Source organism: Arthrobacter sp. TS-15, assembly GCF_006964045.1.
Classification (GTDB): domain Bacteria; phylum Actinomycetota; class Actinomycetes; order Actinomycetales; family Micrococcaceae; genus Arthrobacter.
Genome location: NZ_SDXQ01000036.1, coordinates 96,200 through 119,444, shown reverse-complemented (window position 1 = coordinate 119,444; position 23,245 = coordinate 96,200). Strand labels below are relative to the sequence as shown.

22 protein-coding genes are annotated in these 23,245 nt (G+C 60.8%); 8 read left to right on the top strand and 14 right to left on the bottom strand.

What is annotated here, in order from left to right; all coding sequences use genetic code 11:
- Positions 1 to 66 precede the first annotated feature (66 nt).
- Positions 67 to 2,079, top strand: coding sequence for a M3 family metallopeptidase (locus EU811_RS14500; protein WP_142939054.1), 2,013 nt, complete (start codon positions 67 to 69; stop codon positions 2,077 to 2,079).
- A gap of 57 nt (positions 2,080 to 2,136) precedes the next feature.
- Here the strand turns inward: EU811_RS14500 and pdxS are convergent, their stop codons facing one another.
- The 7 genes from pdxS to EU811_RS14465 form a co-directional block, all read right to left on the bottom strand.
- Positions 2,137 to 3,063, bottom strand: a complete 927-nt coding sequence (gene pdxS, locus EU811_RS14495) for a pyridoxal 5'-phosphate synthase lyase subunit PdxS (protein ID WP_142939053.1) — start codon at positions 3,061 to 3,063, stop codon at positions 2,137 to 2,139.
- Between the two features lie 255 nt (positions 3,064 to 3,318).
- Positions 3,319 to 3,948, bottom strand: coding sequence for a phosphatidylinositol phosphate synthase (gene pgsA, locus EU811_RS14490; RefSeq protein ID WP_142939052.1), 630 nt, complete (start codon positions 3,946 to 3,948; stop codon positions 3,319 to 3,321).
- Positions 3,938 to 4,531, bottom strand: coding sequence for an HIT family protein (locus tag EU811_RS14485; RefSeq protein ID WP_142939051.1), 594 nt, complete (start codon positions 4,529 to 4,531; stop codon positions 3,938 to 3,940). The genes pgsA and EU811_RS14485 overlap by 11 nt, the downstream gene beginning before the upstream one ends.
- 18 nt (positions 4,532 to 4,549) lie before the next feature.
- Positions 4,550 to 6,559 (bottom strand): threonine--tRNA ligase, encoded by a 2,010-nt coding sequence (gene thrS / locus EU811_RS14480; protein ID WP_142939050.1) that lies wholly within the window; start codon positions 6,557 to 6,559, stop codon positions 4,550 to 4,552.
- A 151-nt stretch (positions 6,560 to 6,710) separates the two neighbouring features.
- Positions 6,711 to 10,211, bottom strand: a complete 3,501-nt coding sequence (locus EU811_RS14475; RefSeq protein WP_142939049.1) for a DNA polymerase III subunit alpha — start codon at positions 10,209 to 10,211, stop codon at positions 6,711 to 6,713.
- 3 nt (positions 10,212 to 10,214) lie between these two features.
- Positions 10,215 to 10,559, bottom strand: coding sequence for a DUF6504 family protein (locus EU811_RS14470; RefSeq protein WP_142939048.1), 345 nt, complete (start codon positions 10,557 to 10,559; stop codon positions 10,215 to 10,217).
- 79 nt (positions 10,560 to 10,638) lie between these two features.
- Positions 10,639 to 11,694 carry an FAD-dependent monooxygenase gene (locus EU811_RS14465; RefSeq protein WP_142939047.1) on the bottom strand — a complete coding sequence of 352 codons (1,056 nt, stop codon included), beginning with the start codon at positions 11,692 to 11,694 and terminating at the stop codon, positions 10,639 to 10,641.
- Positions 11,695 to 11,752: 58 nt separating this feature from the next.
- Here EU811_RS14465 and EU811_RS14460 point away from each other — a divergent pair, with 58 nt between their 5' ends.
- Together EU811_RS14460 and EU811_RS14455 are read left to right on the top strand one after the other, a co-directional pair.
- The gene (locus EU811_RS14460) at positions 11,753 to 12,289 is read left to right on the top strand and encodes a TetR/AcrR family transcriptional regulator (RefSeq protein ID WP_142939046.1); all 537 of its coding nucleotides are present in this window, start codon (positions 11,753 to 11,755) and stop codon (positions 12,287 to 12,289) included.
- A gap of 46 nt (positions 12,290 to 12,335) precedes the next feature.
- Positions 12,336 to 12,725, top strand: a complete 390-nt coding sequence (locus EU811_RS14455; protein ID WP_014921999.1) for a hypothetical protein — start codon at positions 12,336 to 12,338, stop codon at positions 12,723 to 12,725.
- A 30-nt stretch (positions 12,726 to 12,755) separates the two neighbouring features.
- Here the strand turns inward: EU811_RS14455 and EU811_RS14450 are convergent, their stop codons facing one another.
- On the bottom strand, positions 12,756 to 13,502 hold the full coding sequence (locus EU811_RS14450) for an SOS response-associated peptidase (RefSeq protein ID WP_238703412.1): 747 nt from the start codon (positions 13,500 to 13,502) through the stop codon (positions 12,756 to 12,758).
- A gap of 168 nt (positions 13,503 to 13,670) precedes the next feature.
- Between EU811_RS14450 and EU811_RS14445 the strand changes: the two genes are divergently transcribed.
- From EU811_RS14445 to EU811_RS14435, 3 genes are all read left to right on the top strand, one after another.
- Complete coding sequence (locus EU811_RS14445; RefSeq protein ID WP_018777778.1) at positions 13,671 to 13,928, top strand: mycoredoxin; 258 nt, start codon at positions 13,671 to 13,673, stop codon at positions 13,926 to 13,928.
- Positions 13,929 to 14,070: 142 nt separating this feature from the next.
- Complete coding sequence (locus EU811_RS14440) at positions 14,071 to 15,156, top strand: S-(hydroxymethyl)mycothiol dehydrogenase (RefSeq protein WP_142939044.1); 1,086 nt, start codon at positions 14,071 to 14,073, stop codon at positions 15,154 to 15,156.
- Entirely contained in the window at positions 15,153 to 15,791 is a 639-nt protein-coding gene (locus EU811_RS14435) for an MBL fold metallo-hydrolase (RefSeq protein WP_142939043.1), read from the top strand. Before EU811_RS14440 ends, EU811_RS14435 begins: the two co-directional genes overlap by 4 nt.
- A 36-nt stretch (positions 15,792 to 15,827) precedes the next feature.
- Here the strand turns inward: EU811_RS14435 and EU811_RS14430 are convergent, their stop codons facing one another.
- Genes EU811_RS14430 through EU811_RS14420 form a run of 3 tightly spaced genes read right to left on the bottom strand, consistent with a single transcriptional unit; the run spans position 15,828 to position 17,900 of the window.
- Complete coding sequence (locus tag EU811_RS14430) at positions 15,828 to 16,577, bottom strand: lipoate--protein ligase family protein (RefSeq protein ID WP_142939042.1); 750 nt, start codon at positions 16,575 to 16,577, stop codon at positions 15,828 to 15,830.
- Positions 16,577 to 17,380 carry a thioesterase family protein gene (locus EU811_RS14425; RefSeq protein WP_142939041.1) on the bottom strand — a complete coding sequence of 268 codons (804 nt, stop codon included), beginning with the start codon at positions 17,378 to 17,380 and terminating at the stop codon, positions 16,577 to 16,579. Before EU811_RS14425 ends, EU811_RS14430 begins: the two co-directional genes overlap by 1 nt.
- 31 nt (positions 17,381 to 17,411) lie before the next feature.
- Positions 17,412 to 17,900 carry a DedA family protein gene (locus EU811_RS14420; RefSeq protein ID WP_142939040.1) on the bottom strand — a complete coding sequence of 163 codons (489 nt, stop codon included), beginning with the start codon at positions 17,898 to 17,900 and terminating at the stop codon, positions 17,412 to 17,414.
- Positions 17,901 to 17,978: 78 nt separating this feature from the next.
- Between EU811_RS14420 and EU811_RS14415 the strand changes: the two genes are divergently transcribed.
- Entirely contained in the window at positions 17,979 to 18,968 is a 990-nt protein-coding gene (locus EU811_RS14415; RefSeq protein WP_142939039.1) for a hypothetical protein, read from the top strand.
- On the opposite strand, the gene EU811_RS14410 is transcribed toward EU811_RS14415, so the two are convergent.
- On the bottom strand, positions 18,965 to 20,467 hold the full coding sequence (locus EU811_RS14410) for an FAD-dependent oxidoreductase (RefSeq protein ID WP_142939038.1): 1,503 nt from the start codon (positions 20,465 to 20,467) through the stop codon (positions 18,965 to 18,967). The two genes, EU811_RS14415 and EU811_RS14410, sit on opposite strands and share 4 nt — an antisense overlap.
- 67 nt (positions 20,468 to 20,534) lie before the next feature.
- Positions 20,535 to 21,026: a DNA alkylation repair protein gene (locus EU811_RS14405; protein ID WP_142939037.1), complete on the bottom strand. Its 492-nt coding sequence runs from the start codon at positions 21,024 to 21,026 to the stop codon at positions 20,535 to 20,537.
- Positions 21,027 to 21,086: 60 nt separating this feature from the next.
- On the opposite strand from EU811_RS14405, the gene EU811_RS14400 reads away from it, so the two are divergent.
- A complete protein-coding gene (locus EU811_RS14400; protein WP_142939036.1) occupies positions 21,087 to 22,175 on the top strand; it encodes a PDDEXK nuclease domain-containing protein in 1,089 nt (362 codons plus the stop codon).
- Positions 22,176 to 22,193: 18 nt separating this feature from the next.
- Here the strand turns inward: EU811_RS14400 and EU811_RS14395 are convergent, their stop codons facing one another.
- Complete coding sequence (locus EU811_RS14395) at positions 22,194 to 23,177, bottom strand: dienelactone hydrolase family protein (RefSeq protein WP_142939035.1); 984 nt, start codon at positions 23,175 to 23,177, stop codon at positions 22,194 to 22,196.
- Positions 23,178 to 23,245: the final 68 nt, after the last annotated feature.

Below are 23,245 nucleotides of genomic sequence, written 5' to 3'. Positions count from 1 at the left end.
CGCTGGCCCGACGTATCCGGGCGTGCCGCTCTTGAGGACACGATTCTTACGTGAAAGAGTCACTTCATGACCAACCCACTCTTGAGCCCCAGCCCTCTGCCCTATGGGCTTCCGCCCTTCGCCGGCATTTCGGCCGAGCATTACTCCCAGGCCGTAGAGGAGGGTTTGAGCGCACATCTGGATGAAATCGCCAGCATCACGAACAACCCGGAGCCCGCCACCCTGGAAAACACAGCCGTGGCCATGGAACGGTCAGGACAACTGCTCAGCAGGGCTGCCGCAGCCTTCTTCACACTGGTTTCCGCCGACGCTTCGGACGCCATCAAAGCGCTGGAAACAGAGCTGTCCCCCAAACTGTCAGCACATCAAGACGCGGTTTACCTGAATCGCGGACTCTATGAGCGATTCGCCGCAATCGACACAGCAGGATTGGATGCGGAGTCGTCCCGGCTGGTGCAGGAGTACCTCAAAGAGTTCCGGCAGTCAGGCATCCAGCTCGATGCCGCCGGACAACACCGCCTGCGTGAAGTCAACGCCGAGCTCTCACGATTGGGCACTGAATTTGGCCAACGCGTCAAAGAGGCCATGAAGTCTGCCGCCCTTCTCCTGAACGACGCCGAGGAGCTGGCAGGGCTGCCGGCTGAAGCGATCACCGGCGCCGCGGAAGCAGCCAGGAATGCGGGGCATGACGGCAAGTACTTACTGACCCTGATCCAGCCCAGCAACCAACCCGCTTTGGCGTCCTTGGAAAACCGGGCCATCCGCCGTCGGCTTTACGAAGCATCCCTGGCACGGGGCACCGATGGCGGCGCCTTGGACGTTCGTGACCTGGTGAAGGCCACTGCCCGATTGCGGGCTGAGAAGGCGGCGCTCTTGGGATTTGCCAACTTTGCTGAGCTGGTGATTGACCAGCAGACGGCACCCGGATTCAGTGAGGTCAAGGCAATGCTGGGTCGGCTGGCCCCCGCAGCCGTGAGGAATGCCGAATCGGAGGCGGAGGCTTTAGCGGAAGTCGCCGGCCACGAACTTGAGCCGTGGGATTGGGCGTACTACTCTGCCCGGGTTCGCAAGGAAAAGTTTAAGGTGGATGAACAGGCTCTCCGCCCCTTTTTCAGCCTCGATACTGTGCTCAACGACGGAGTATTCCATGCTGCGACACAGCTCTTCGGGGTGACTTTCCATGAGCGCGATGATTTGGAAGGCTATCACCCTGACGTCCGCGTCTGGGAGGTCCGACATGAAGGCGGCAGCGGGCTGGGCCTCTTCCTGGGCGACTACTACACCCGTGAGTCAAAGCGCGGAGGTGCCTGGATGAATTCCCTTGTAGAACAATCCAGCCTGCTGGGAACCCGTTCCGTGGTGATCAACAACCTCAACATCACCAAACCGGCACCGGGTGAGCCCACGCTCTTGTCCTTGGACGAAGTCCGTACAGTTTTCCATGAGTTCGGCCACGCGCTTCACGGCCTGTTTTCCGACGTGACCTATCCGCGGTTCTCCGGGACGTCCGTACCTCGGGACTTTGTGGAGTATCCGTCCCAGGTCAACGAAATGTGGATCATGTGGCCCGAGGTCCTGGCCAACTATGCTCGCCACTATTCCACGGGGGAGGCACTCCCCCGTGACACCGTGGACAATCTCAACGAGTCATTGCTATGGGGAGAAGGGTTTGCGACTACCGAATACCTCGGGGCCGCACTTCTGGACGTGGCCTGGCACGTGCTGTCCGAGTCCGAAGTTCCGCAGGACGTTCTCGCCTTCGAAGCCAAGGCGCTTGCTGATGCGGCGATCGTGCACCCGCTGATCCCGCCTCGGTACCGCACCGGGTATTTCCAACATATCTTCGCCGGTGCGGGGTATGCAGCGGGCTACTACTCCTACATTTGGAGCGAGGTGCTGGACGCCGACACTGTGGAGTGGTTCAAGGAACACGGTGGCCTCACACGCGCGAACGGCGATCACTTCCGATCAGAGCTGCTTTCCCGGGGCAACAGTCGCGATCCCCTGGAGTCGTTCCGCGCCTTCCGGGGCCGCGACGCAGAGCTGGAACCCCTCCTGAAGCGCCGCGGACTGGAGTAGAACGACGCCGGGCCGGTCACCNNGGTGACCGGCCCGGCGTCGTACTTCTTTAGCTGTTTACCAGCCGCGCTCGGCGAGGCGGTGGGGCTGGGGGATGTCGTCAACGTTGATGCCGACCATGGCTTCGCCCAGGCCGCGGGAGACCTTGGCGATGACGTCGGGGTCGTCGTGGAACGTGGTGGCCTTCACGACGGCGGCGGCGCGCTCTGCCGGGTTGCCGGACTTGAAGATACCGGAACCGACGAACACACCGTCCGCGCCGAGCTGCATCATCATCGCAGCATCAGCCGGGGTCGCGATGCCGCCGGCGGTGAACAGCACCACGGGGAGTTTGCCGGTGGCGGCAACTTCCTTGACCAGCTCGTACGGGGCCTGCAGTTCCTTGGCCGCAACGTACAGCTCGTCCTCGGGCAGGGATGCGAGTTTGGCGATCTCGGAGCGGATCTTGCGCATGTGCCCGGTGGCGTTGGAAACATCGCCGGTGCCGGCTTCGCCCTTGGAACGGATCATGGCCGCGCCCTCGTTGATGCGGCGCAGGGCCTCACCAAGGTTGGTGGCACCACAAACGAAGGGAACGGTGAAGTTCCACTTGTCGATGTGGTTGATGTAGTCGGCCGGGGTCAGGACCTCGGATTCGTCGATGTAGTCAACACCGAGTGACTGCAGGACCTGGGCTTCGACGAAGTGGCCGATGCGGGCCTTGGCCATGACCGGGATGGACACGGCGGCGATGATCGCATCGATCATGTCCGGATCGGACATGCGGGACACGCCGCCCTGGGCGCGGATATCGGCCGGGACACGCTCGAGCGCCATGACAGCCACGGCACCGGCATCTTCGGCGATGCGAGCCTGCTCGACGTTAACGACGTCCATAATGACGCCGCCCTTGAGCATCTCCGCCATGCCCCGCTTAACGCGGCTGCTGCCCGTGACGCTGTTCGCGGACGAACCGGCTTCGTTGCTTACATCTGGTGTAGACACAAAAACCCCTATGGGTAGATAAACGACCTTTTTGCCGGAGGCACGCGCAGCCACACGACCGCAATCAGCGCACACCGGGTTTCAGGTCAAGGTGACCAAGTACTAGTAATAGTAGTCGCACCTTGCATGCTGGCAGTACATTCATTACCACCTTGGAGGGCAAGACAACGGGCTGTGGTAGGTCAAGTGCACAACTGCGGCCGAGCGACTCTGGTCGGTTGCCAGTTCCACACGTGAGCTATGGTTCACTGGCCTTTACGCCGGCGCAGTTCCATCGGCTTCGGCCATGGCTTGCCGCCGGACGGTGGACATGCGCTGAACAATGGTGATGACACTCGCCAGGGCCAGGAGCACCAGGGTCCCGAATAACACCACCGGTGGGAGGCCCAATCCCGTAAGCCCGGTGATGAGCAATACTGATGCCAAACGTTCCGCGCGTTCGGCGATTCCCACGCTCGCCTGGTAGCCCAAGGACTCGGCTTTAGCCCGGGCATAGGAAACAACCATGCCGAGTACCAGGCAGATGACGGCGGCAGTACCAATAGCAGGATCTTCACCTCCGGTGAAATACCAGATGGTGAGGCCTGCAAAGATCGCACCATCGGCGAGCCTGTCCAAGGTGGAATCCAGAAAATTACCCCAGCCACCGCTGCGGCCCTGCAGCCTCGCCATGATGCCATCGACGACGTCCGAGAAGGCGAAGAAGGCGACCACCACAGAGCCCCACCATAGGAAGCCCAGCGGGTAGAGGACGAGTCCGCCCAAAATCACCCCTAGGGTCCCGGCAATAGTCACGGCGTCCGGAGACACACCGATCCTCAGGAGCCAACGCGCTAAAGGAGTGAAAAGTGAAGTGAAGAAGCCGCGCGCATGCCTATTGAGCATTCGACTCCCCCGGCCAGGCTTCAGCCACAAGCTTGCGGACCTCATCGAGTGTCTGCGTGATGGCCTTGGTCTGGGCGATGATCGGGAAGAAGTTTCCGTCCCCGCCCCACCGAGGAACCACGTGCTGGTGCAGATGCGCGGCGATGCCGGCACCCCCTGTCACCCCTTGGTTCATGCCCAGGTTGAAGCCGCTCGGATTTGAAACCTTCCGTAACACGCGCATAGCGGTCTGAGTGAGGTCGGCGAACTCGGCGGTTTCTTCCACGGTGATGTCTGTGTAATCGGGAACGTGCCGGTAGGGGCAGATCAAGAGATGACCCGGGTTGTAGGGGAACAGGTTCAGGACGACGTAACAGGTCCGCCCGCGGTGGACGATCAGGGATTCCTCATCTGAGCGCGTGGGTCCTACACAGAACGGGCACTCGTCCTTGTTCTTGAATTGATCCTGCCCGCCCTTGATGTAAGCCATCCGGTGTGGAGTCCACAGGCGCTGAAACGCGTCCGGTACGCCGGCCAATCCGAAGTCATCGGTTACGTCGGCATCACCCGGAAGGCCAGCTGCCGCGCCTGTGTTCTCCTGCACCGTCTGTGTTCCGTTCCGTCAGCTCTCGCGGTTCTTGACGGCGTCAACGATCCTGCGGACCGCCTCGGCCACGGGCACGCCGTTGTCCTGGCTGCCATCCCGGAAGCGGAATGACACGGCACCGGCCTCGGCGTCCTCACCGCCGGCAATCAGGACGAACGGGATCTTGTCCTTGCTGGCTGTACGAATTTTCTTGGGGAACCGGTCAGAGGAGATGTCCACCTCGGCACGGATGCCCGCTGCCTTGAGTTGGCCGACGACGTCGAACATGTAGTCATTGAAGGTCTCGGCCACAGGAATGCCCACTACCTGGACAGGAGCGAGCCAAGCCGGGAACGCTCCGGCGTAGTGCTCGGTGAGCACACCCATGAAGCGTTCCACCGAACCGAACAGTGCCCGGTGGATCATGACAGGCCGCTGGCGTGTGCCGTCGGCCGCCTGGTACTCCAGTTCGAAGCGCTCCGGCAGGTTGAAGTCCAGTTGAATGGTGGACATCTGCCAGGTCCTGCCAAGGGCATCCTTTGCCTGGACGGAGATCTTGGGGCCATAGAATGCTGCTCCACCCGGATCCGGAACGAGTTCCAGACCCGAGGCTGCGGCGACCTCGGAAAGAGTGCGCGTGGCTTCCTCCCACGCGGCGTCGTCGCCAACGAACTTCTCTTCGTTCTTGGTGGAAAGCTCCAAGTAGAAATCATCCAGCCCGTAGTCCTTGAGCAGGCCCAGAACGAAGTTCAGCGTGGTGGTGAGCTCGTCCTTCATCTGCTCGCGGGTGCAGTAGATGTGGGCGTCGTCCTGTGTCATGCCGCGGACGCGGGTCAGCCCGTGCACAACGCCGGACTTCTCGTAGCGGTATACCGATCCGAATTCGAACAGGCGCAGCGGAAGTTCGCGGTAAGAGCGCCCCCGGGAACGGAAGATCAGGTTATGCATGGGGCAGTTCATCGGCTTCAGGTAGTAATCCTGCGCCGGCTTCCGCACTGTGCCGTCTTCGTTGAATTCGGCGTCCACCTGCATCGCCGGGAACATGCCGTCCTTGTACCAGTCAAGGTGGCCGGAGACCTCATAGAGGTGGCCTTTGGTGATGTGGGGTGTGTAGACGAACTCGTATCCGGCGTCCACGTGGCGCTGGCGTGAGTAATCCTCCATGGCCTTGCGGATGATTCCGCCCTTGGGGTGGAAGACAGGAAGGCCCGAGCCCAGTTCGTCCGGGAACGAGAACAGGTCCAGCTCGACGCCGAGCTTGCGGTGGTCGCGTCGCTCTGCTTCGGCGATGCGTTCCTGGTATGCCTTGAGGGCTTCCTTGGTGGGCCACGCCGTGCCGTAAATGCGCTGCAGTTGCTGGTTGTTCTGGTTACCCAACCAGTACGCAGCTGAAGAGCGGGTCAACGCGAAGGCGTTGGCGATGATTTTGGTGTTCTGCAGGTGCGGTCCGCGGCAAAGATCGCACCAGATGCTCTCACCGCTCTTGCGATCCACATTGTCGTAAATCGTGATGTCGCCGGCACCGACCTCAACGTTGACGCCCTCAGCGGCGTCGCTTGCATCGTTCTTCTTGCCCAGCAACTCAAGCTTGTAGGGCTCATTGGCCATCGCCACACGGGCTTCGTCTTCAGTGACAACACGGCGAACGAATTTCTGGTTCTGGTTGATGATTTTTTGCATCATCTTTTCCAGCGTGCGCAGGTCTTCCGGGGTGAACGGATCAGCAACGTCGAAGTCGAAGTAGAAGCCGTCAGTGATGTAGGGACCGATACCGAGCTTGGCGTCGGGGCGCAACTGCTGCACAGCCTGTGCCATGACATGGGCCGTGGAGTGGCGAAGAACGTTGAGTCCATCAGGGGAATCGATGGTGACGCCCTCGACGTTTGCACCCTCGGTGAGGACCTGGTCAAGGTCCTTGAGTACACCATTGACACGGGCTACAACGACGTCGCGGCGCTCGAAGAAGAGTTCCGCGCCGGTAGTCCCTTCCGTCACCTTGGTCTCTTCGCCATCGACGATGAGGGTGATCTGTTGGGCATCTGACACGGGTGTCTCCTATTCATAGTTAAGGCTTCATAGCTTGTGGCGTACGGGGACCACAGCCAGCCACCGTCAATCGTATCCGCTGCAGCGAAGGTGGCCAAAGCAGCGCGCCGGGGCTAAATCAGGCTACTCAAGGCAGGGTTGTGCCAAGGTTTCAGCTTCCCAGACCAGTAATGGCAAGGTTCCTGGAAATACCGTGGAGCGGCCCATGGTGGGTGTATCCATCAGGTAGCCCGGTTTCGGCGGGGAGAAGCTCGGCATAAGGCAACGCTTCCGGACGGCTGAGGTCCCAGGCTTTGCTGGCACTGAGGCTGATTCCTTTGGGGCCGGTCCTTCTGGTGGTCCCCCGGATAAGCAGGAGGCGGGTACCAAACAACAGAGGCCCGGAGTCTTCCTGAGCCTCATGGAAGAAGACCGAATCCACGCAGCCAGTACCGTCATCGATGCTGATGAAGACAACGCGACGCCCGCCACGCATGGGCGGGGTTTGAGTGGCAATTCGGACCCCTGCTACCAGGACTTCGGTCCCGTTGCGCAAGCCCAGGAGCTTGTCTGCCGTGGTGACCCCCAATTTGTCCAGGAGGGGCCGATGACTTTCCATCAGATGTTCGCTGACATCCACCGCCATGAGATCAAGTTCTGCCCTGACGTTATCCACCATGGTTGGCTCAGGAAGCTCAGGAGCAAGGTTTCTCAGTTCAACATCGCCCAGCGCAAAGGACAGCTGCCCTTCTATGACATCGGGGGCCTTCTTGGAGGGGCTGCTTTGGAGCGCTTGCAGATGGTGCACAAGGTCAGCACGGTTCGCAGTTCCTCCGGAGTCCTTATGCAAAGCATCAAAGGCGCCCAGCTGGGCCAGTCTTTTGATGTTCGGTTTACTGACCCGCGCCCGCGCCCTCAGGTCTGCCAGGGAATCGAAAGGTTGCCCGGCAACGATCCTCTTGAGTTCCACTCCTGAAAGCCCGTAAATACCAGTCAGGCTCAAGCGGATGCCCAGCTTCCCCTGATCCGAGCCATGATGGATTTTCTCCACCCTGTATTCAGCCTTGCTCCTGTTGATATCCAAAGGCAGGATGGGGATCCCCAGCCTGCGCGCTTCAGCGACCAACAGCCGTTTGGGATACATCCCGGGATCGTGTTCCCACAATCCAGCAAGAAAGGCCTCGGGATGATGGGCCTTGAGCCAGGCTGACTGATAGGTAGGTACGGCAAATGCAGCACCGTGGGCTTTGCAGAAGCCAAAACTACCGAAGGCTTTCAGGGTCCCCCAAACTTTATCCACCACTTCTGGAGGGTATTTTTTGATTGCTTCCCGTCGGAAGTACTTTTCTACTCCCGGCTCATGTACTTCGTCGCCCAGGGCTCGACGAAATTCGTCGGCCCTGTCCAAGCCGCAATTGGTCATAACGTGGAAGGTTTTCAAAATCTGCTCATGGAAAACCGTGACCCCGTGCGTTTCCTGGAGAACTGGCTTGAGGTCCGGGTGGGGGTAAATCTCAGGAGCAAACCCATGGCGATGCTCCAGGAAGGGCCGCACCATGTCCGACTTCATGGGTCCAGGCCGGAAAAGAGAGATATCGATGATCAGGTCATTGAATTCCCGGGGAGCCATTTTTCCGATGAGTTCACGCTGCCCCGGGGACTCGATCTGGAAGCAACCAAGTGTGTGGGTACTACGTATCAGCTCAAAGGTGGCCTGATCGTCGAAAGGGACGGCATTGAGGTCAATCCTGCCGTCATGAGCAATGTAGTCGGGACCATTCCCGCCCGGCTCCACGGGGTGCTTACCCGCTGCGACAACCTCAGCTTTGGAAGGATGAAGCCGAATCACTTCCCGGACCGCAAAGGCCATGGCACTTTGCATGCGCACTCCCAGGACATCCAGCTTTAGCATGCCCATGGGGTCCATATCGTGTTTATCGAACTGGCTCATGGGCAGACCCAAACCGCTGGGTTGGACCGGAGTTCTATCCAGGAGGGTGGCATCTCCCAAAATCACTCCGCAAGGGTGCATGGAAATATGCCGGGGCAAGCGATCCAGCCTTTCTGTAAGATCCACCAGCAAATCCAGCTGCTGGTTCTCCTCCAGGGCTCCTCGTTCCACCCGCCCCGCAAAATCCCGAAGCTCCGGCTTCTCCACCAGGGCTTCACGGAATTTGCGCGCAGAGAATCTCCACAGCTGCTTGGCAATTTCGCCCACTTCTTCGTCAGGCATCCCCAGTGCCATGCCCGCATCCCGCACTGCACCACGTGCCCTGTACCCGTTTTGCATGCTCATCAGGGTGACTCGTTCAGCCCCGAAGCGGTCAAAAATCTTTCGGTAGACGTTATGCCTTTCAGCACTTTCCACATCAATGTCGATATCAGGCAGGGTGGACCGCCGGCCGGAGAGAAAACGTTCAAAAATAAGGTCGTGGCGTATCGGGTCAACCTGACTGATATCGATCAAGTAGTTGACCAGACTTGACGCGCCGGATCCCCTTGCAGCAACACGGACACCCATATCGAGGATCATTGTGGTGACCTCTGCCACGGTGAGGAAGTACGAAGCAAAACCGAGTCCGGCAATGATTTCCAGCTCATGCTCCAACCGCGAGCGCAGGTTTTTTTCCAGGTTTCCGTTGATGCCTGGGAACCGTCTGTTGATTCCTGCTTCACAGCGTTGGGTGAGTTCCACCATGGGGTCTGCGGTGATGCCGATGATGGAGGCTTCAGGGACTACCGGCTTCTTCCAACCCATGTCGAGAATGGGGTCGATGCGGCATTTGTCGGCGAGCGCTTCTGTGTTTGCGAGGAGTTTGGTGAGGTCGGCTTTCCCCTGGCCCGCGGCGTTCATGATTTCTTTGCCGAGTTGGTGCATTTGTTGCGGGGTCTTCAGCCATCCCTGCCCTGTTGGCTGGAGGAGGGGCTCTGTTGAGAGTTCCGGAAGGGATTTGAGGGTGCGTGCGGAGTCGAGTACATCTGCAGTGGCGGCGCCGTCCTGGGCGCAGTAGCGGACGGCGTTGCTGAGTATTGCGGGGGTGTTGAATTCGAGGGCGAGTTTGAGCATGCGTACGGCGTGGGCTGTGCTGAGTGGTTGTCCGGGGGCGCTGAGGTGGGAAACGACTTCGGCCACCATGGTGCCGGGGGGCATGGCGTCGATCCATTGTTTGAAGAGGGTTCTGGGCTTGAGGTATTTGCGTCCGCTCATGGCCCGGCCTACGTCGGAGTCGGGCCCTATGAGTACGGTGAGCACTGGTTTGAGGGTTTTGGGGTCCAGGGTTCTGGAGGCGAGTTCGCCTCGGGTGACCGCAGGTGGGATTGCTCCCCCGGCTTTCCCGGAGGTGCGCGCGTGGGCGTCGGATATGAGGCGGCACAGTGCCCTGTATCCGGCGCCGTTGTTGTTTCCGTGGGCGAGTACGACGACGCGGCCCGCCACTTGGGTGCGGTGATCGCCGTCGTCGTCGAATACTGCCAGGTCTACCCCGACGATGGGGTGGATGCCTGCGTCCATGCATGCTTTGAGGTGTTTGATGGTGCCGTACAGGCCGTCACGGTCGGTACAGGCGAGAGCTGTGGCTCCGTTTGTTGCGGCTGTTTGGGCTAGTTCATCCGGCCAGGAGACGCCGTAGTGTGCGCTGAAGGCTGTGGAGACGTGCAGGTGGGTAAAGCTCAAGGTTCACGCTGCTTCTTCTGGTTCTACGGCGCTGGATGGCGCGGCGTCGTGGATGCGCAGGAGTCTCCAGCGCCCGCTGCCCAGGTGCCGGACGAGGTCGAGGGTGATGGTGTGGCTGGTTTTCGATTCGACGGTGGCGGGCAGGAGCTGTACGCGCCAGATCTCGTGGTCGACCAGGCCGGCTCCGGCGCCCAGGGGTGCGCGGCTTTCTTCTAGCCACCATTGCCGGCGCTCGTACCAGCGAACGGGTTCGTTGGTGACGGTGTACTGCGTTCCTTTCCAGTGGACTTCCTGCGGCTGGCCGGTGTCCGTGCAGCTCACGCTTACTGACTCGCTGAACAGCCCCATGTCTTCACCTCTTACGCCGGAATATTGATTCGAAAGTATGTTCGAATAATTTCAGTTTACGCCGACGCCCTGACAAAACCTAGTTCGAAGTTGATGCCCTTTCCCGGGTTCGCGATACTCGCTTTCCAACTTGCTTGAGCAAGGCGTCTCGCCATGGTTGTGCACCCTGGGCGAGGGCGACAGTCCCCATGAGGGAAGAAGCAGCCCGGAGTAGTTGCGTGCGCATGATGCGCTTCCTGCCATAGGCTGCGAGCGCCTTTTCACTGGGCAGCCCATTTAGAAGTTTGCCCAGTGTCACTGCATCGATCAGCGCTTCACAGGCGCCCCGCCCCAGGTTTGGTGTCATGGCGTGGGCGGCATCCCCTATCAACACAACGTTTCCCTGCGAGTATTTGATCAGGGGAGGGCAGATCCAGATGCGTTGGGCAAGCGTGGTGTCCGGCCTGGCCTTTGCGAGTACTTCCTGTACGGCGCTCGCGTGGTTTGCGTAGCGGTTTCGTGTCACTTCTAGGGCTTCTGCGACGTCTACTTTGTCCGGCCCCAGGTCTGAGCGGAATGAAGCGTACCAGTTGCTTCCGCCCTCAGCTGGCGCCAAGCCGAATATCTCGCCACGCCCCCAGTATTCGCCGATGTCCTCCTGGAGCGGGGTTCCGGGGATGACTCCCCTGACGGCCAGGAATGGTGTTGGCCTTGCTTCGCTCTGCGGGCCTCTGAAGTGCCGCCGGACAATGCTGTTGACGCCATCTGCGCCCACGGTCAGCCCGGCAGTACCCGGCAGCTTGTCCACTCTGGCTACTGCCCGGCTCACGGAACGAGGCACTGCCGCGTCCAGCAGCCTCAGGAGTTCGGGCCGGGATATTCCAAGGAGGCCTTCACCTTCCATGGACAGCAGGGGTTCTCCCGAGGGGCGGCGGAGGGCGCCGGTTTTGATCTTGGCTCCGCGACTCCGTACAGCTCCGAGTATCCCCAGCTCTGAGAGCGCGCGTTGGGCTTCCGGCCACATGGCGAGGGTTGTTCCAACAGTGGGGAGTTCGGGGCGCTGCTCGTAGATGGTGACGTCGAACTTGCCGGGGTCCAGTATTCCTGCGAGCGCCAGCCCGGCGATCCCTCCACCAATGATGTCCACCTTTTCCATGGGTTCACAGTACTACTACATTTGTAGTGCCGGTAGGGGTTGAAGCTAGACTTTCGCCATGCCGGACCGCCGAAGTGAACTAGCCGACGCCGCCCTCGCCGTCGTTGCTGCCAAGGGACTCAAAGGACTCACGCACAGGGCCGTCGACGCCCAGGCAGGTGTCGCCGTCGGAACTACCTCGAACTATTTCCGCAACCGGGCAGCACTCATGGGGGCCGCCGTCGACCGCGTTGAAGAACGTGACCGCCTCCTGCTGCAGCAGGGTGGAACGGACATCCCGACGTCGGTAGCCGACTTGGCGGATCAGATCGCCGGAGCAGTCATGGGACTCGCGCACCAGAACGCCGAACTGACCCGCGCCAGGTTCGCCTTTGCCCTAGACCAGCCAGGTGTTGTCACTGCCGGGCACGAGCGGCTGGTATCAGCCTTGGCGCAATTGCTCGACGCCATGGGCATATCTGAAGCACGCAGCCGGGCGGAAGCAATCTCCGACTACAGCGACGGGCTCGCCCTTCACCTGCTGACCGCGAGGACGGGGCAGGACCTTGACACAGCCACAGTGGCGCGCAACATCCTGCGTCTGTTGGAGGGATGAAAGTCAAGGGGTGGACGGCAGCCGGTCCACAGAGCAGGATTGTGGCATGAGCACCAATGATGCACTCCTGAAGCAGGTCAACATCTCGGCCGAAGACGACAACCTCGTGGCAAGGTTCGAAATCGATGGCAACATACCAGGCTCCGGCGCTTACGTCGTGGGCCTTGTTGCTGCCAGCGAGGACTATTCCTCACAGCGCAGGCTCGGCATAGAGTTCATGAACGGAGAGGCGATTTCCTTCTATTCGTTCAACCACTCCCTCAGTGCCGAGGAGAACTACGACATCAAAGGCGTAGAGCATTCCGGCAACGTCATCACAGGGAATTTTCCGATGTCTGCCATCCACGGGCTTAGCAAAGGCCACGTCATGACAGGCTTCAGCGAAGCCGATGGCCGGGAGTTCCAATCCGGCGTGCCCGTCACCGAAGCTCTGTAGGTCCTGGACGCTTTGTAGTTCCTGTAGTTCCTAGAAGAGAGCTTCCACCGGTTCAATGAGTTCCGGTGAGTTATTGCGGACATTTCCCACCGCTGCGCCCACAGCGTCCAACCTCCACCCGGCCGCGGCATCGTGCGCCTTGGAGCGGACCAGATCCACCAACCCTTGAGCGTCCTTCTCCCTCGGATCCAACCACGCTTCCATCGTCTCAGTGCTCATCGGCAAGGGAACGCGGTCATGGAGGGCAGTCAGTTCGTCAAATACCGAGGCACTGCGCCGGGTCTTGGCCTCATCCGCCGTTGGGGTATCGGCAGTCAGGATGGACATGGACAGCAACCAACGCCCCGGATCATCATCGGATGCAGACTGGTCACGCCACCACTCATACAAGCCTGCAAAGACCAAACCGTGGCCATCCCCCGGGTGCACATAATACGGTTGCTTGTTCTTACCCTCGCCCTTCTTCCATTCGTAATAACCGTCTGCCGGAACTGCGCAACGCCTGGCAACGGCGGCCTTCTTGAAGGACGGCTTTTCCAACAGCGTCTCGCTTCGAGCGTTGATAAGCCTGGCACCAGCCTTGGGATCCTTCGCCCATGATGGCACCAGACCCCACTTCGCCACATGGAGCTGCCGCTTCACGTCCTCGTCAATCAGCCTCTCCAAAACAATAGGAACGGCATCGGTCGGAGCCACATTCCACGACTTCTCCAGCGCAATCTCGTTCTCAAGTTCGGCGTCAAAATCAGCGAGGAGGTCCCCCACCGCACGAGCCATTACATAACGTCCACACATGGCAACAGTCTGCCCTCTCCTCGGACAACGCACCAGCACCGGCATGTGACGTAACCCGGCCCTGCTGCCGAACGGGAATTATTCGGACGCGGGTTACCGTTGTTACCGACGAACCACCCTGCATTAACAACCCATACTGAGGAGAGCTCTGTGGACTTCACTCCCGACTCCGGCACCATCACCATGTTCTCGACCACCTGGTGCGGTTATTGCAACCGCCTCAAAAAGCAGCTGGACGCCAAGGGCATCGGCTACACCGAGATCAACATCGAAGAAGTAGATGGCACGGCCGAACTCGTCGAGCAGCTCAACGGAGGCAACCGCACCGTACCCACCGTGCTTTTCCCTGACGGAACCGCGGCCACCAACCCGTCCGCTTCCGAGGTGGAGAGCCGACTGGCCGCATAGTCTGCCACACCACCGCTGTTGGGCCCGCACGGAACAATCCCACTCTGTCTGCCACCTGTGATAGACAGAATGGGAATCCGTAGCGGGCCCTTTTTGCACCACAGAAAGGACCCGCGCCCCAAAAGCCCGAAGGGAACATCCCATGGTCCACGCAGTCAAAGGTGTCGTCGTCCGCTCCAAAGGCGCCCCCGCAACCCTGGAAACCATCCTCGTCCCGGAACCCGGCCCCGGCGAAGCCTTGGTGGACATCCTCACCAGCGGCGTCTGCCACACCGATCTCCACTACAAACTCGGCGGCATCAGCGACGACTTTCCGTTCCTCCTCGGCCATGAAGCCACCGGCGTTGTCAGCGCAGTAGGCCCCGACGTCACAGACGTAGCCCCGGGCGACCGTGTCGTCCTGAACTGGCGTGCAGTCTGCGGCAACTGTCGCGCATGCAACCGCGGCCAAGCCCAATACTGCTTCAACACCCACAACGCCACCCAAAAAATGACCCTCGAAGACGGCACGGAACTCTCACCGGCCCTCGGCATCGGCGCGTTCATCGAAAAGACCCTGGTCGCCGCCGGCCAATGCACCAAGGTAGACCCCGACGCCGATGCCGCCGCCGTCGGCCTGCTCGGCTGCGGCGTCATGGCAGGTTTGGGCGCAGCGCTCAACACCGGCAACGTCAAGCGAGGCGACTCCGTTGCTGTGATCGGCTGCGGAGGAGTGGGCGTAGCAGCCATCGCCGGCGCCGCGCTCGCAGGGGCCACCACCATCATTGCCGTCGACATCGACGCAAAGAAGCTCCAGCGTGCCAAGGACCTCGGCGCAACCCACACCGTGGACTCATCCGCAGCGGACCCCATCGAGGAAATCCGGGCCTTGACAGCCGGCTTCGGCGCAGACGTGGTGATTGACGCCGTCGGACGTCCCGAAACTTATAAGCAGGCGTTCTACGCCCGCGACCTCGCAGGCACCGTTGTCCTGGTTGGTGTCCCCACACCGGAGATGACCTTGGAACTGCCGCTGCTGGATGTCTTCGGCCGCGGCGGTTCACTCAAATCCTCATGGTATGGCGACTGCCTGCCCTCCCGTGACTTCCCCATGCTCGTGGACCTGTATAAGCAGGGCAAACTGGACCTGGACGCCTTCGTTACAGAGCGCATCACCATCGACCAGGTGGAAGAGGCGTTCGACAAAATGCACGATGGCGCAGTCCTCCGATCGGTGGTTGAACTGTGAGCGCCGGCAACCTCACGATCGATCAGGTAGTAACCTCCGGGACATTCTCCCTCGACGGAGGAACCTGGGACGTGGACAACAACGTCTGGATCATCGGCAACGCCACCGAATGCATCGTCATCGACCCCGCCCACAACCCTGAAGCAATCCGTGCGGCCGTGGGTGGCCGAGACGTCAAAGCCATCCTGCTAACACACGGCCATGACGACCACATCAGTTCCGCAGGTGCTTTCCGGGAGCTCGTCACGGCTCCCATCCACCTGCATCAGGACGATTGGATGCTGTGGAAGGCCGTGTTCCCCCACGTTGACCCTGATGTGGCGATCGTGGACGGTGACGAGTTCACCGTGGCCGGCGCAACGGTGAAAGCGATCCACACTCCCGGACACTCTCCAGGATCCGTTTCGTTCCACCTTGCAAGCGAAGAGACACTCTTCAGCGGAGACACGCTCTTCCAAGGCGGACCCGGTGCGACCGGACGGTCCTACAGCGATTTCCCCACCATCATCGAGTCCATCCGGACAAAGCTCCTGCCACTACCGGAGGAAACCGTGGTCCGCACGGGACACGGCGATTCCACCACCATCGGCGCAGAGAAGCCGCACCTGGATGAATGGATCGCCCGCGGGCACTGACACCAAGCGCAAATAGTGGGGTACGGGCTGACGCCCCTACCCCACTAGGCTGCGGAAGTCGCCGTCGAGAACTTCCGCGTACCCGCGGTAAGCCTCAACAACGGCATCCTCCACCGACTGAACATCCAGGTGCGGGAGCAGGTCATTGGCCGCACCAGCAGTGGCAGGATCCCACTCCAACCCAAGCGCCGCGTAGCTCGCCGCCAGGACTTCACGAATGGGCTTGGAATCCTCCACCACAATCACCGAACTGAACAACCACCCGCCGGAAACCACACGTTGGGCTGTACCAATCAGTTTGATGCGGTGTGCAGGGAAATCGGGGTCCTCGCCGTGGACACTAAACTCCCCCGGACAGTATTCACCGGGAATCTCACCGACGGCGGCATGAACGCCTACGCTTCTCAGCGCTCCGGCCAGCAGCTCACCAAACTCGGAAAAACGGGCTTTGGCGCGAACGATCGCGTCAGGGTGAGGCTCAATGTGATCAATGACCAAGGTCCCTTGGTGATAAGCAGCGGCGCGGCCTCCGGCTTTGCGTATGAGCGGCTCGAACCCCAGCTCCCGGCACGCCTCTGCCGCAGCCTGAAATCCTGGCAAGTTGGCGTCGCGCTGACCGAAAGCAACCGTGGGCTGTGGTCGATACAGGCGAAGGGACGGGCCCAGATTTCCGTTACGGGCATGCTGAAGCAGCTCCAAAGCGAAATCAAGGTCCGCAGCCGCACCCATGGATTCCTTCTGGCGGTAGACAGTGAGCTGGCGGGCCTCTGCTTCCAACCCGCTCATCAGCTTTTCCTCAGGGTCAGGATCTGCTCGGCCCGCCCGAAGGGTCCGTTGAGGTCATGGAGCACAGTGGAGGTCAGGCCGATGCCGTCCGCTCCGAAAGAGACCTTGTTATCCAGACCCAGCCATTCACCGGACGGAGCGCGATACATATGGATTTGAAGATCCACGTTAGGAAAAATGTAGCTGTTTTCACCCGGAGGAACGCGTGCGGCTATGCCATTCGCGGTGTCCACCAGCCCCAACAGGCGGGCCACATCGGAGCTGTCGTTGTGGTTCGTCAGCGGATGAGACGTCCGGATCCAAACCTTGCCTGATCCAGGACGGTGTCCCTCAGCGATGCGCATCTCCAAAGACCGGATGTAACCACCGGGCCACACGCTCGCCCCATCCCATGGCTTGCATTCATCAGGGGCCGGCATGGACTCATCCTCCACCGCGGCCACGGCGCTGGTGTCGCTGGTGATCATGCGCCACGCGGCGGCACGGATAGCCACGCGACCCCCTGCCGAAAGCTCTGCCTGAAGGAGTTCAATGGTCCTTCCCGGCCTCATCGTCGAGGTGGTGACCTGGAATTCACCGCCGGGAATCAGCCCGAGGATTTCATAGCTGATCCGCGCCAGGCGGACGTCTTCGCGTGGTTCATGACGGACCAAGGCATCTGCGATGATGCCCGACGCCGGAGCCATATGTTGTTCGTGGGGATTCCAGGCACCTTGGGCGTGAAGGGTGGACCGGTAGCGGCCCCCACCCAGTGATTCGTAGTAAAAGTCGCCGTCCGCCAGTTCCGGTAATGCAGTAGTCAACCCAGGCCTTTCGCCGATCCAGCTGTAGAACTCAGACCACTGTATCCGCTGATTTGGCCCGTGCCCGACGCCGACGGAACACAACAACCCACGTAATGGCGGCCACCAGGACCGCCACGCCCACAGCAGCTCCACCAGGTGATGCGGCGGCTACCGCCAACCATGCCTCCAGAGCGGCAAGACCAATGGTTGCGTAGAGCAGGGCCCAGATCACAGAACCTGCCACAGCTGCGGGCAAATATCGTCGGAGTGGCATACGGGCGGCACCGGCTGCGAGGTTAATGGCAGTTTGGAGGCCAACAGTCAGAAAAGACAGTACGACGGCGTACGGGCCCCAGCGCTGGATCAGCGCCTGGGCGCGGGCAGCTTTGGGCCGCTCCAAAGAACCACCGAAGCGGGTATGTGCGAACCCGGCCATGGCCCCCCGCCCGATCCAATAAGTAACGTTGACACGGATCATGACAATCGCGAAGAGCGCTGCGAGTGCGACGCCGAAGGGCAAACTCATGATCTGATCCACTCGACTTAGGCTACCCTAAGCAGCGCTTCGCTGAAGACCAGGTCCCGGACTCCTACGGTCAAACCCTAGGATGATTCCATGGACCTCCGCGACGCCGCCCAGGAGCTGTACGCCGTGACACCTCGTGAATTCACGGCGGAACGTACTGCTCTGGTGCGCAAAGCGAAGGACGCCGGGCAAAGAGACTTGGCTCAAGAGATCGGCAGCCTTCCCAAGCCGGCTGCCGGAGCCTGGGCCATCAACATCCTGGCCGTTCACAAACCCGAGGTAATTGACGGCGTCGTACGTTTTGGCATTTCGTTACGAGGCGCCCAGGAGGAGCAGGACACCGAAGCATTCCGTGAACTCGGGCAGCAACGCCAAAGTCAGCTGACAACAGCCGTCCATTCGGCCAGGGATCTCGCTGCAGAGCTGGGGGCTCCACTGAGCGCGGCCGCAACGTCCGATGTTGAGCAGACTTTCAGGGCGGCCATGGCCGATGCCGGGGCAGCCGCCGCGGTACGAACGGGCAGGCTGGTCAGGGGGCTCAGCGGCAGCGGCTTCGAAGCAGTGGACCTTGCAGGAGCAATAGCTGCGGCAGGTCCCGATGACGAAGCGACCGAAGCTACACAAGAGCGATCAGTCGAGAGATCAGTCAAGAAGGTGCCCCCACCACACGCCAAGAGCACTCCGACGTCCCAAGACACTCCGCCCAAGGGGAAGGCACCGCAACAGAAGTCCTCCAAGGAAGAAGCGACGTCTTTGGCCGATCGGCGGGCCGCCAAGCAGCAAGCAGCACTGAAAGAGGCCCGCAGCGAGTTCGACGTCGCCGACCAAACGGCCAGGGAAGCAGAAGCGGCAGCATCCGAAGCGTGGGACACCGTCAATGCACTGGCTGATCGCCGAACCACACTCAAAGCCGACATTGAAGACCTCAAGAAACGTCTGGCAACCCTTGAAGCCGAACTCATTGGAGTCACCCGTGATGCAGAATCCGCGGAATCAGAAAAGAAACGGGCCGTGCGGGCCGCAACCCAGCAACGCCGCGCCGCCGATCAAGCCCAACGGCGCATCGATCGGCTGAGCTAGTCCTTCTTCTTGACCGGCGACTCCTGCAAATGATGGGTTGCAGGACCCTCAAGATATTTGCCCTCGGGGGTGAAGCGCGAACCGTGCAGAGGGCAGTCCCACGATTTTTCGGCATCATTCCACGTCACGATGCCACCCAGGTGTGAGCACCTGGCCGAAACCATGCAAACGTTGCCGTCCACGGTGGACACTGCGGCTGGTTCACCCTTGTACAGCCCCACAACGCCGGTTCCTTCGGCTGGACGCGTTTGATCCGTGATGTCAGGATTGGCCTTGATTCTTGCCCTGTCCTCCACCATTCGCTTGGTGGTGCTCGCGTTCAACCGCACGGCTTGGAGCGCTCCTTGGGGCGAGGTGACGCGGTGATGGATGGTGGTGGCCCAATCGGATTGGCCGCCCAGGATGTCCGAGGTGATGGATAGGGCTGCCGCTACCCCGTTGCTCATCCCCCACTTGTTGTAGCCGGTGCCGAAAAAGATGCGTCCGTGGCCGCGGGGAAGCTTGCCGAAGAACGGCATCAGGTTGGTGGCTTGGTAATCCTGAGCCGACCACGTATGGGTGACTTCGGCTCCGGGGTAGTGCCGGGTGGCCCACCCCAGCAGGTCATCCAAATGCGACTTAGGTGATGCAGCCCGGCCCGCCGTGTGCCCATAACCACCGACCAGGAGCAGCTCTCCTTCGGGTGTAGGGTGGGTGCGCTGCGAGCGGGTAGGTGAATCGATGGACAGATACATGCCCGTCGGAAGATCGCCCGGGACCTTCAACGCAGCCGCATAGGAGCGGTTGGGCTCAAGCTTGGCAAAATACAGTCCGCGGTCCAGGATGGGGGTGCCCGTAGCTATCACCACAGTGTCTGCAGTGAAAGTGCCCTTGCCCGTGGAGACCTCCATAGGCTGCCCGGAAGCTACGTTCTCCACCTGCATGCCCTCGACAATGAGGCCGCCATGGCCTCGAATGTCCCTGGCAAGGGTTTCTAGCACATCCATGGGGTGAATCTGGGCCTGGCCTTCGAGTTCCAAAGCCTCCACTATGGGGAACGGCAGCCCGGCGTCACGGCTGAAGTGGACGTCCAAACCTGCGTCCCGCGAAACCGCAGCCTCCTTGCGGAGCCGCTGGCCGCCGTCGTCCGTGGTTGCGAAGGTGACCGCGGTCCGGCGTTGAAACGGGATGCCCTGCTGCTCCATATACTGCGTCAGCCAGGCTTGGCCGGACTTATTGGCCTCCACATAGGCCGGCACCACCTTCAGCGAATACTGGCCGCGCAAGGCCGAAAGGGCTCCTCCTTGGAGGAGGCTTAACTTACCGGTGGTGTTACCGGTGGTCACAGCGCCGAGTGTCCTGGCTTCGAAGACCACCACGCGCTGCCCGGACCTGGACAACAGCAGGGCAGCCACCATACCGGTGAGCCCCGCGCCCACCACTATGGTGTCAAAGTGCTTTTCTTCGGGAATTGAGTCGGACATGAAGCGGGATTCCCGGTCCAACCACAGCGATTTCATCAACGAACCTGCCTCTCAATTCACTGGCCTGTGGTGAGGCAAAGAGTAGGCGCGTCGTTGGTGCTTATCAAGGGGTCGCGGCGCCTACCACCAAAGCCGCTGCGTGCCGCAGTTCAGCGTCCGGATCAGCGGCCCAGCGCTCCAATACGCGTTCCGCGCGTTCCTTAGCGAGGCCTTCCAACCGGTCCATTAATGGGCGGACCACATCTTTGGCGAGGGGATCCACCAGTTCCCGTGTCCCGGACTGCCTGATGAAACCCTCTATACGGGTGAGGTCCGTGTTGACCAGAACGCTGACTTTGGTCTGCAGCAGAACCACTGCTGCAAGTCGCCTCTCGAACACAGGCTCAGCCCACAACTCCGAGCTCAAGGCAGTAACGTCGTCATGGTCCAGGGTTTTGTACCGCTTGAGCATGTCCCTCACGGTTCCCCGTACTGCGCCCACCGACGCGCCATACACCTTCAAGGTCCCGCCCAAACGCTCACTGGCCTCTGCAGCTTTCTCCCAGGTGGACTCCATCTGCAGCGTGTAGTCCACGAATTCACCGGCTTCACTCACCCGTCTATTTTGTCAGTGCCTTCCCATAGCGTGGTGCCACCAGCAATCGACAGGAGCAACATGCCGTCCCAAGAGCTCGCCACCGAGGCATCATTTCCGGGTGTCCCGGCGGCCTCGTCCATGCCCCACTGGTACCCCACACTGCTCAACACGGTGGCTGACCAGGTCCGCGTCGGCAGGACCCGGGCTCTGGCGGCCGCCAACAGTGAGTTGCTGAACTCCTACTGGAGCATTGGCCGACAGCTGGCCGAACGTGAATCCGAGCAAGGCTGGGGTGCCAAAGTAGTCACCCGGCTGTCCGCCGACATCCGCACCCGGTTCCCTGACGCGAAGGGCTTCTCCCCCAGGAACCTTCGGTATATGAAGAGCTTCGCGCAGGCGTGGCCTGACTTCCCAATGTTGCAAGCGCCGCTTGCAACATTGCCCTGGTACCACCAGATCGCGCTGCTGGAAAAGCTCGACGACGCCGCCACGCGCCTTTGGTACGCATCGGCAGCGGCCCAACACGGTTGGTCGCGCAACGTGCTGACGCACCAGATTTCAACGCGTCTCCATGAGCGATCAGGCCAAGCAATCACCAACTTTGCGGCCACTATGGTCCCTGCAGATTCGGATCTCGCGCAGCAGGCAACCAAGGACCCCTACGTCTTTGACTTTTTGTCCATGAGTGACCGGCACACTGAACGGGACCTGGAGCTGCAGTTGGTGAAGCATGTGGAGAAATTCCTGTTGGAGCTGGGCCAGGGTTTCGCCTTTGTGGGCGAGCAGGTCCGGCTGGAAATTGCCGGCGACGAGTTCTTCGCGGACCTGCTCTTTTACCATCTGAAGTTGCGCTGCTACATGGTGATAGAGCTCAAGGCCGTGAAGTTCGAACCCGGGTTCCTGGGCCAGCTTGGGATGTACATGGCTGCGGTGGACGATCTCCTGGCGCACCCGGACGACAAGCCCACCATCGGATTGCTTCTGTGCAAGGAGAAGAACAGCGTGGTGGCCGAGTACGCACTGCGTGGGTTCAACGCCCCCGTTGGCATCGCAGAGTGGAAAACCTCCATCGCCGATTCCTTGCCGGATGAATTGGTGGCGAGCCTGCCCAGTATTGAGACCTTGGAGGCCGAGCTGGCTAGTGAGGCTGCGCGCTTGCAGCGTTGAGTTCTCGGGCAGGGTCCCCTAGACGTTGTCCTTAAACCAAGCCAGGGTGTCGTTCCAGGCTGCTGTGGCTTGGGCCTCCACGTAGCGTTCACTGGTGTCGTTGTGGAAGGCGTGGTCAACTCCGGGGTACACCTTGAGCTGGTGCTTGACGTTGGTTTTATTCAGCGCCTCTTGAAGTTGAGGCATGGAGCCGGTGATGCGGGCATCCTTCTCGGCGTAGACACCGAACACAGCCGGCTTGATAGTGGGGACTTTGGCCAAGTCCGGTGCGGGGCCATAGAAGGCCGATGTGGCCTTGAGCCCGCCTATCTCTGTTGACGCCTGCCACGTGATCCCGCCACCGAAGCAAAAGCCAACCATCGCGATCCGGCCCTCCTCCACATAACCCTGGCCATTGAGGTACTCAAAGGCGGCTTTAAAGTCACCCACGTGCCTTTGGGCACCCGCCTGCGTCAGAGCGCCCGGGACGGCATCCGGGTCCATCGACGCTGTCCCGCCCTCCCTGCTGAGGAGGTCCAGTGCCAACGCCGCATACCCTTCCTTGGCAAAACGCCGTGCGACATCCTGGATGTGCGGGGTGAGGCCGCGGTTCTCGTGACAGATCAACACGCCTGGGCCCCTCTGGCTTCCCTCAGGCCGGGCGAGGTAACCGCTGATCTCCGTCCCGCCGGAGTCGAACTTCACTGTGGCAGTAACCAGACCCGCCGCGCCCTCTGGAACGGACAACGGGCTCTTGGCGTTGGGAACCGCGGTAGTGGCGTTCACGGTGTTCCCCGGAGAAGCCGCCGACGACGTGGTCGATGGCGTGGGCATCGGGTCCGTGGTCTTGGGAACCTCCTCCGGCGTGCAGCCCACCAAGGCCATGGCCGCCCCTGCAGCCGACATGCTTCCCATGATGAACGCCACCCGCCGGGTGAATGTCTTATGCGACATCTCTCCCGAGCGGTAGTCATCGTAGAACTCTTCGATCAAGTACTTCTCGAACTTCTCCAGCTGCACCACGGCGATCCTCCCGACGATGTGATGATCCTCCCTTGATGTGAAGACGTGAGCAAGGGTGAGATGGTTCA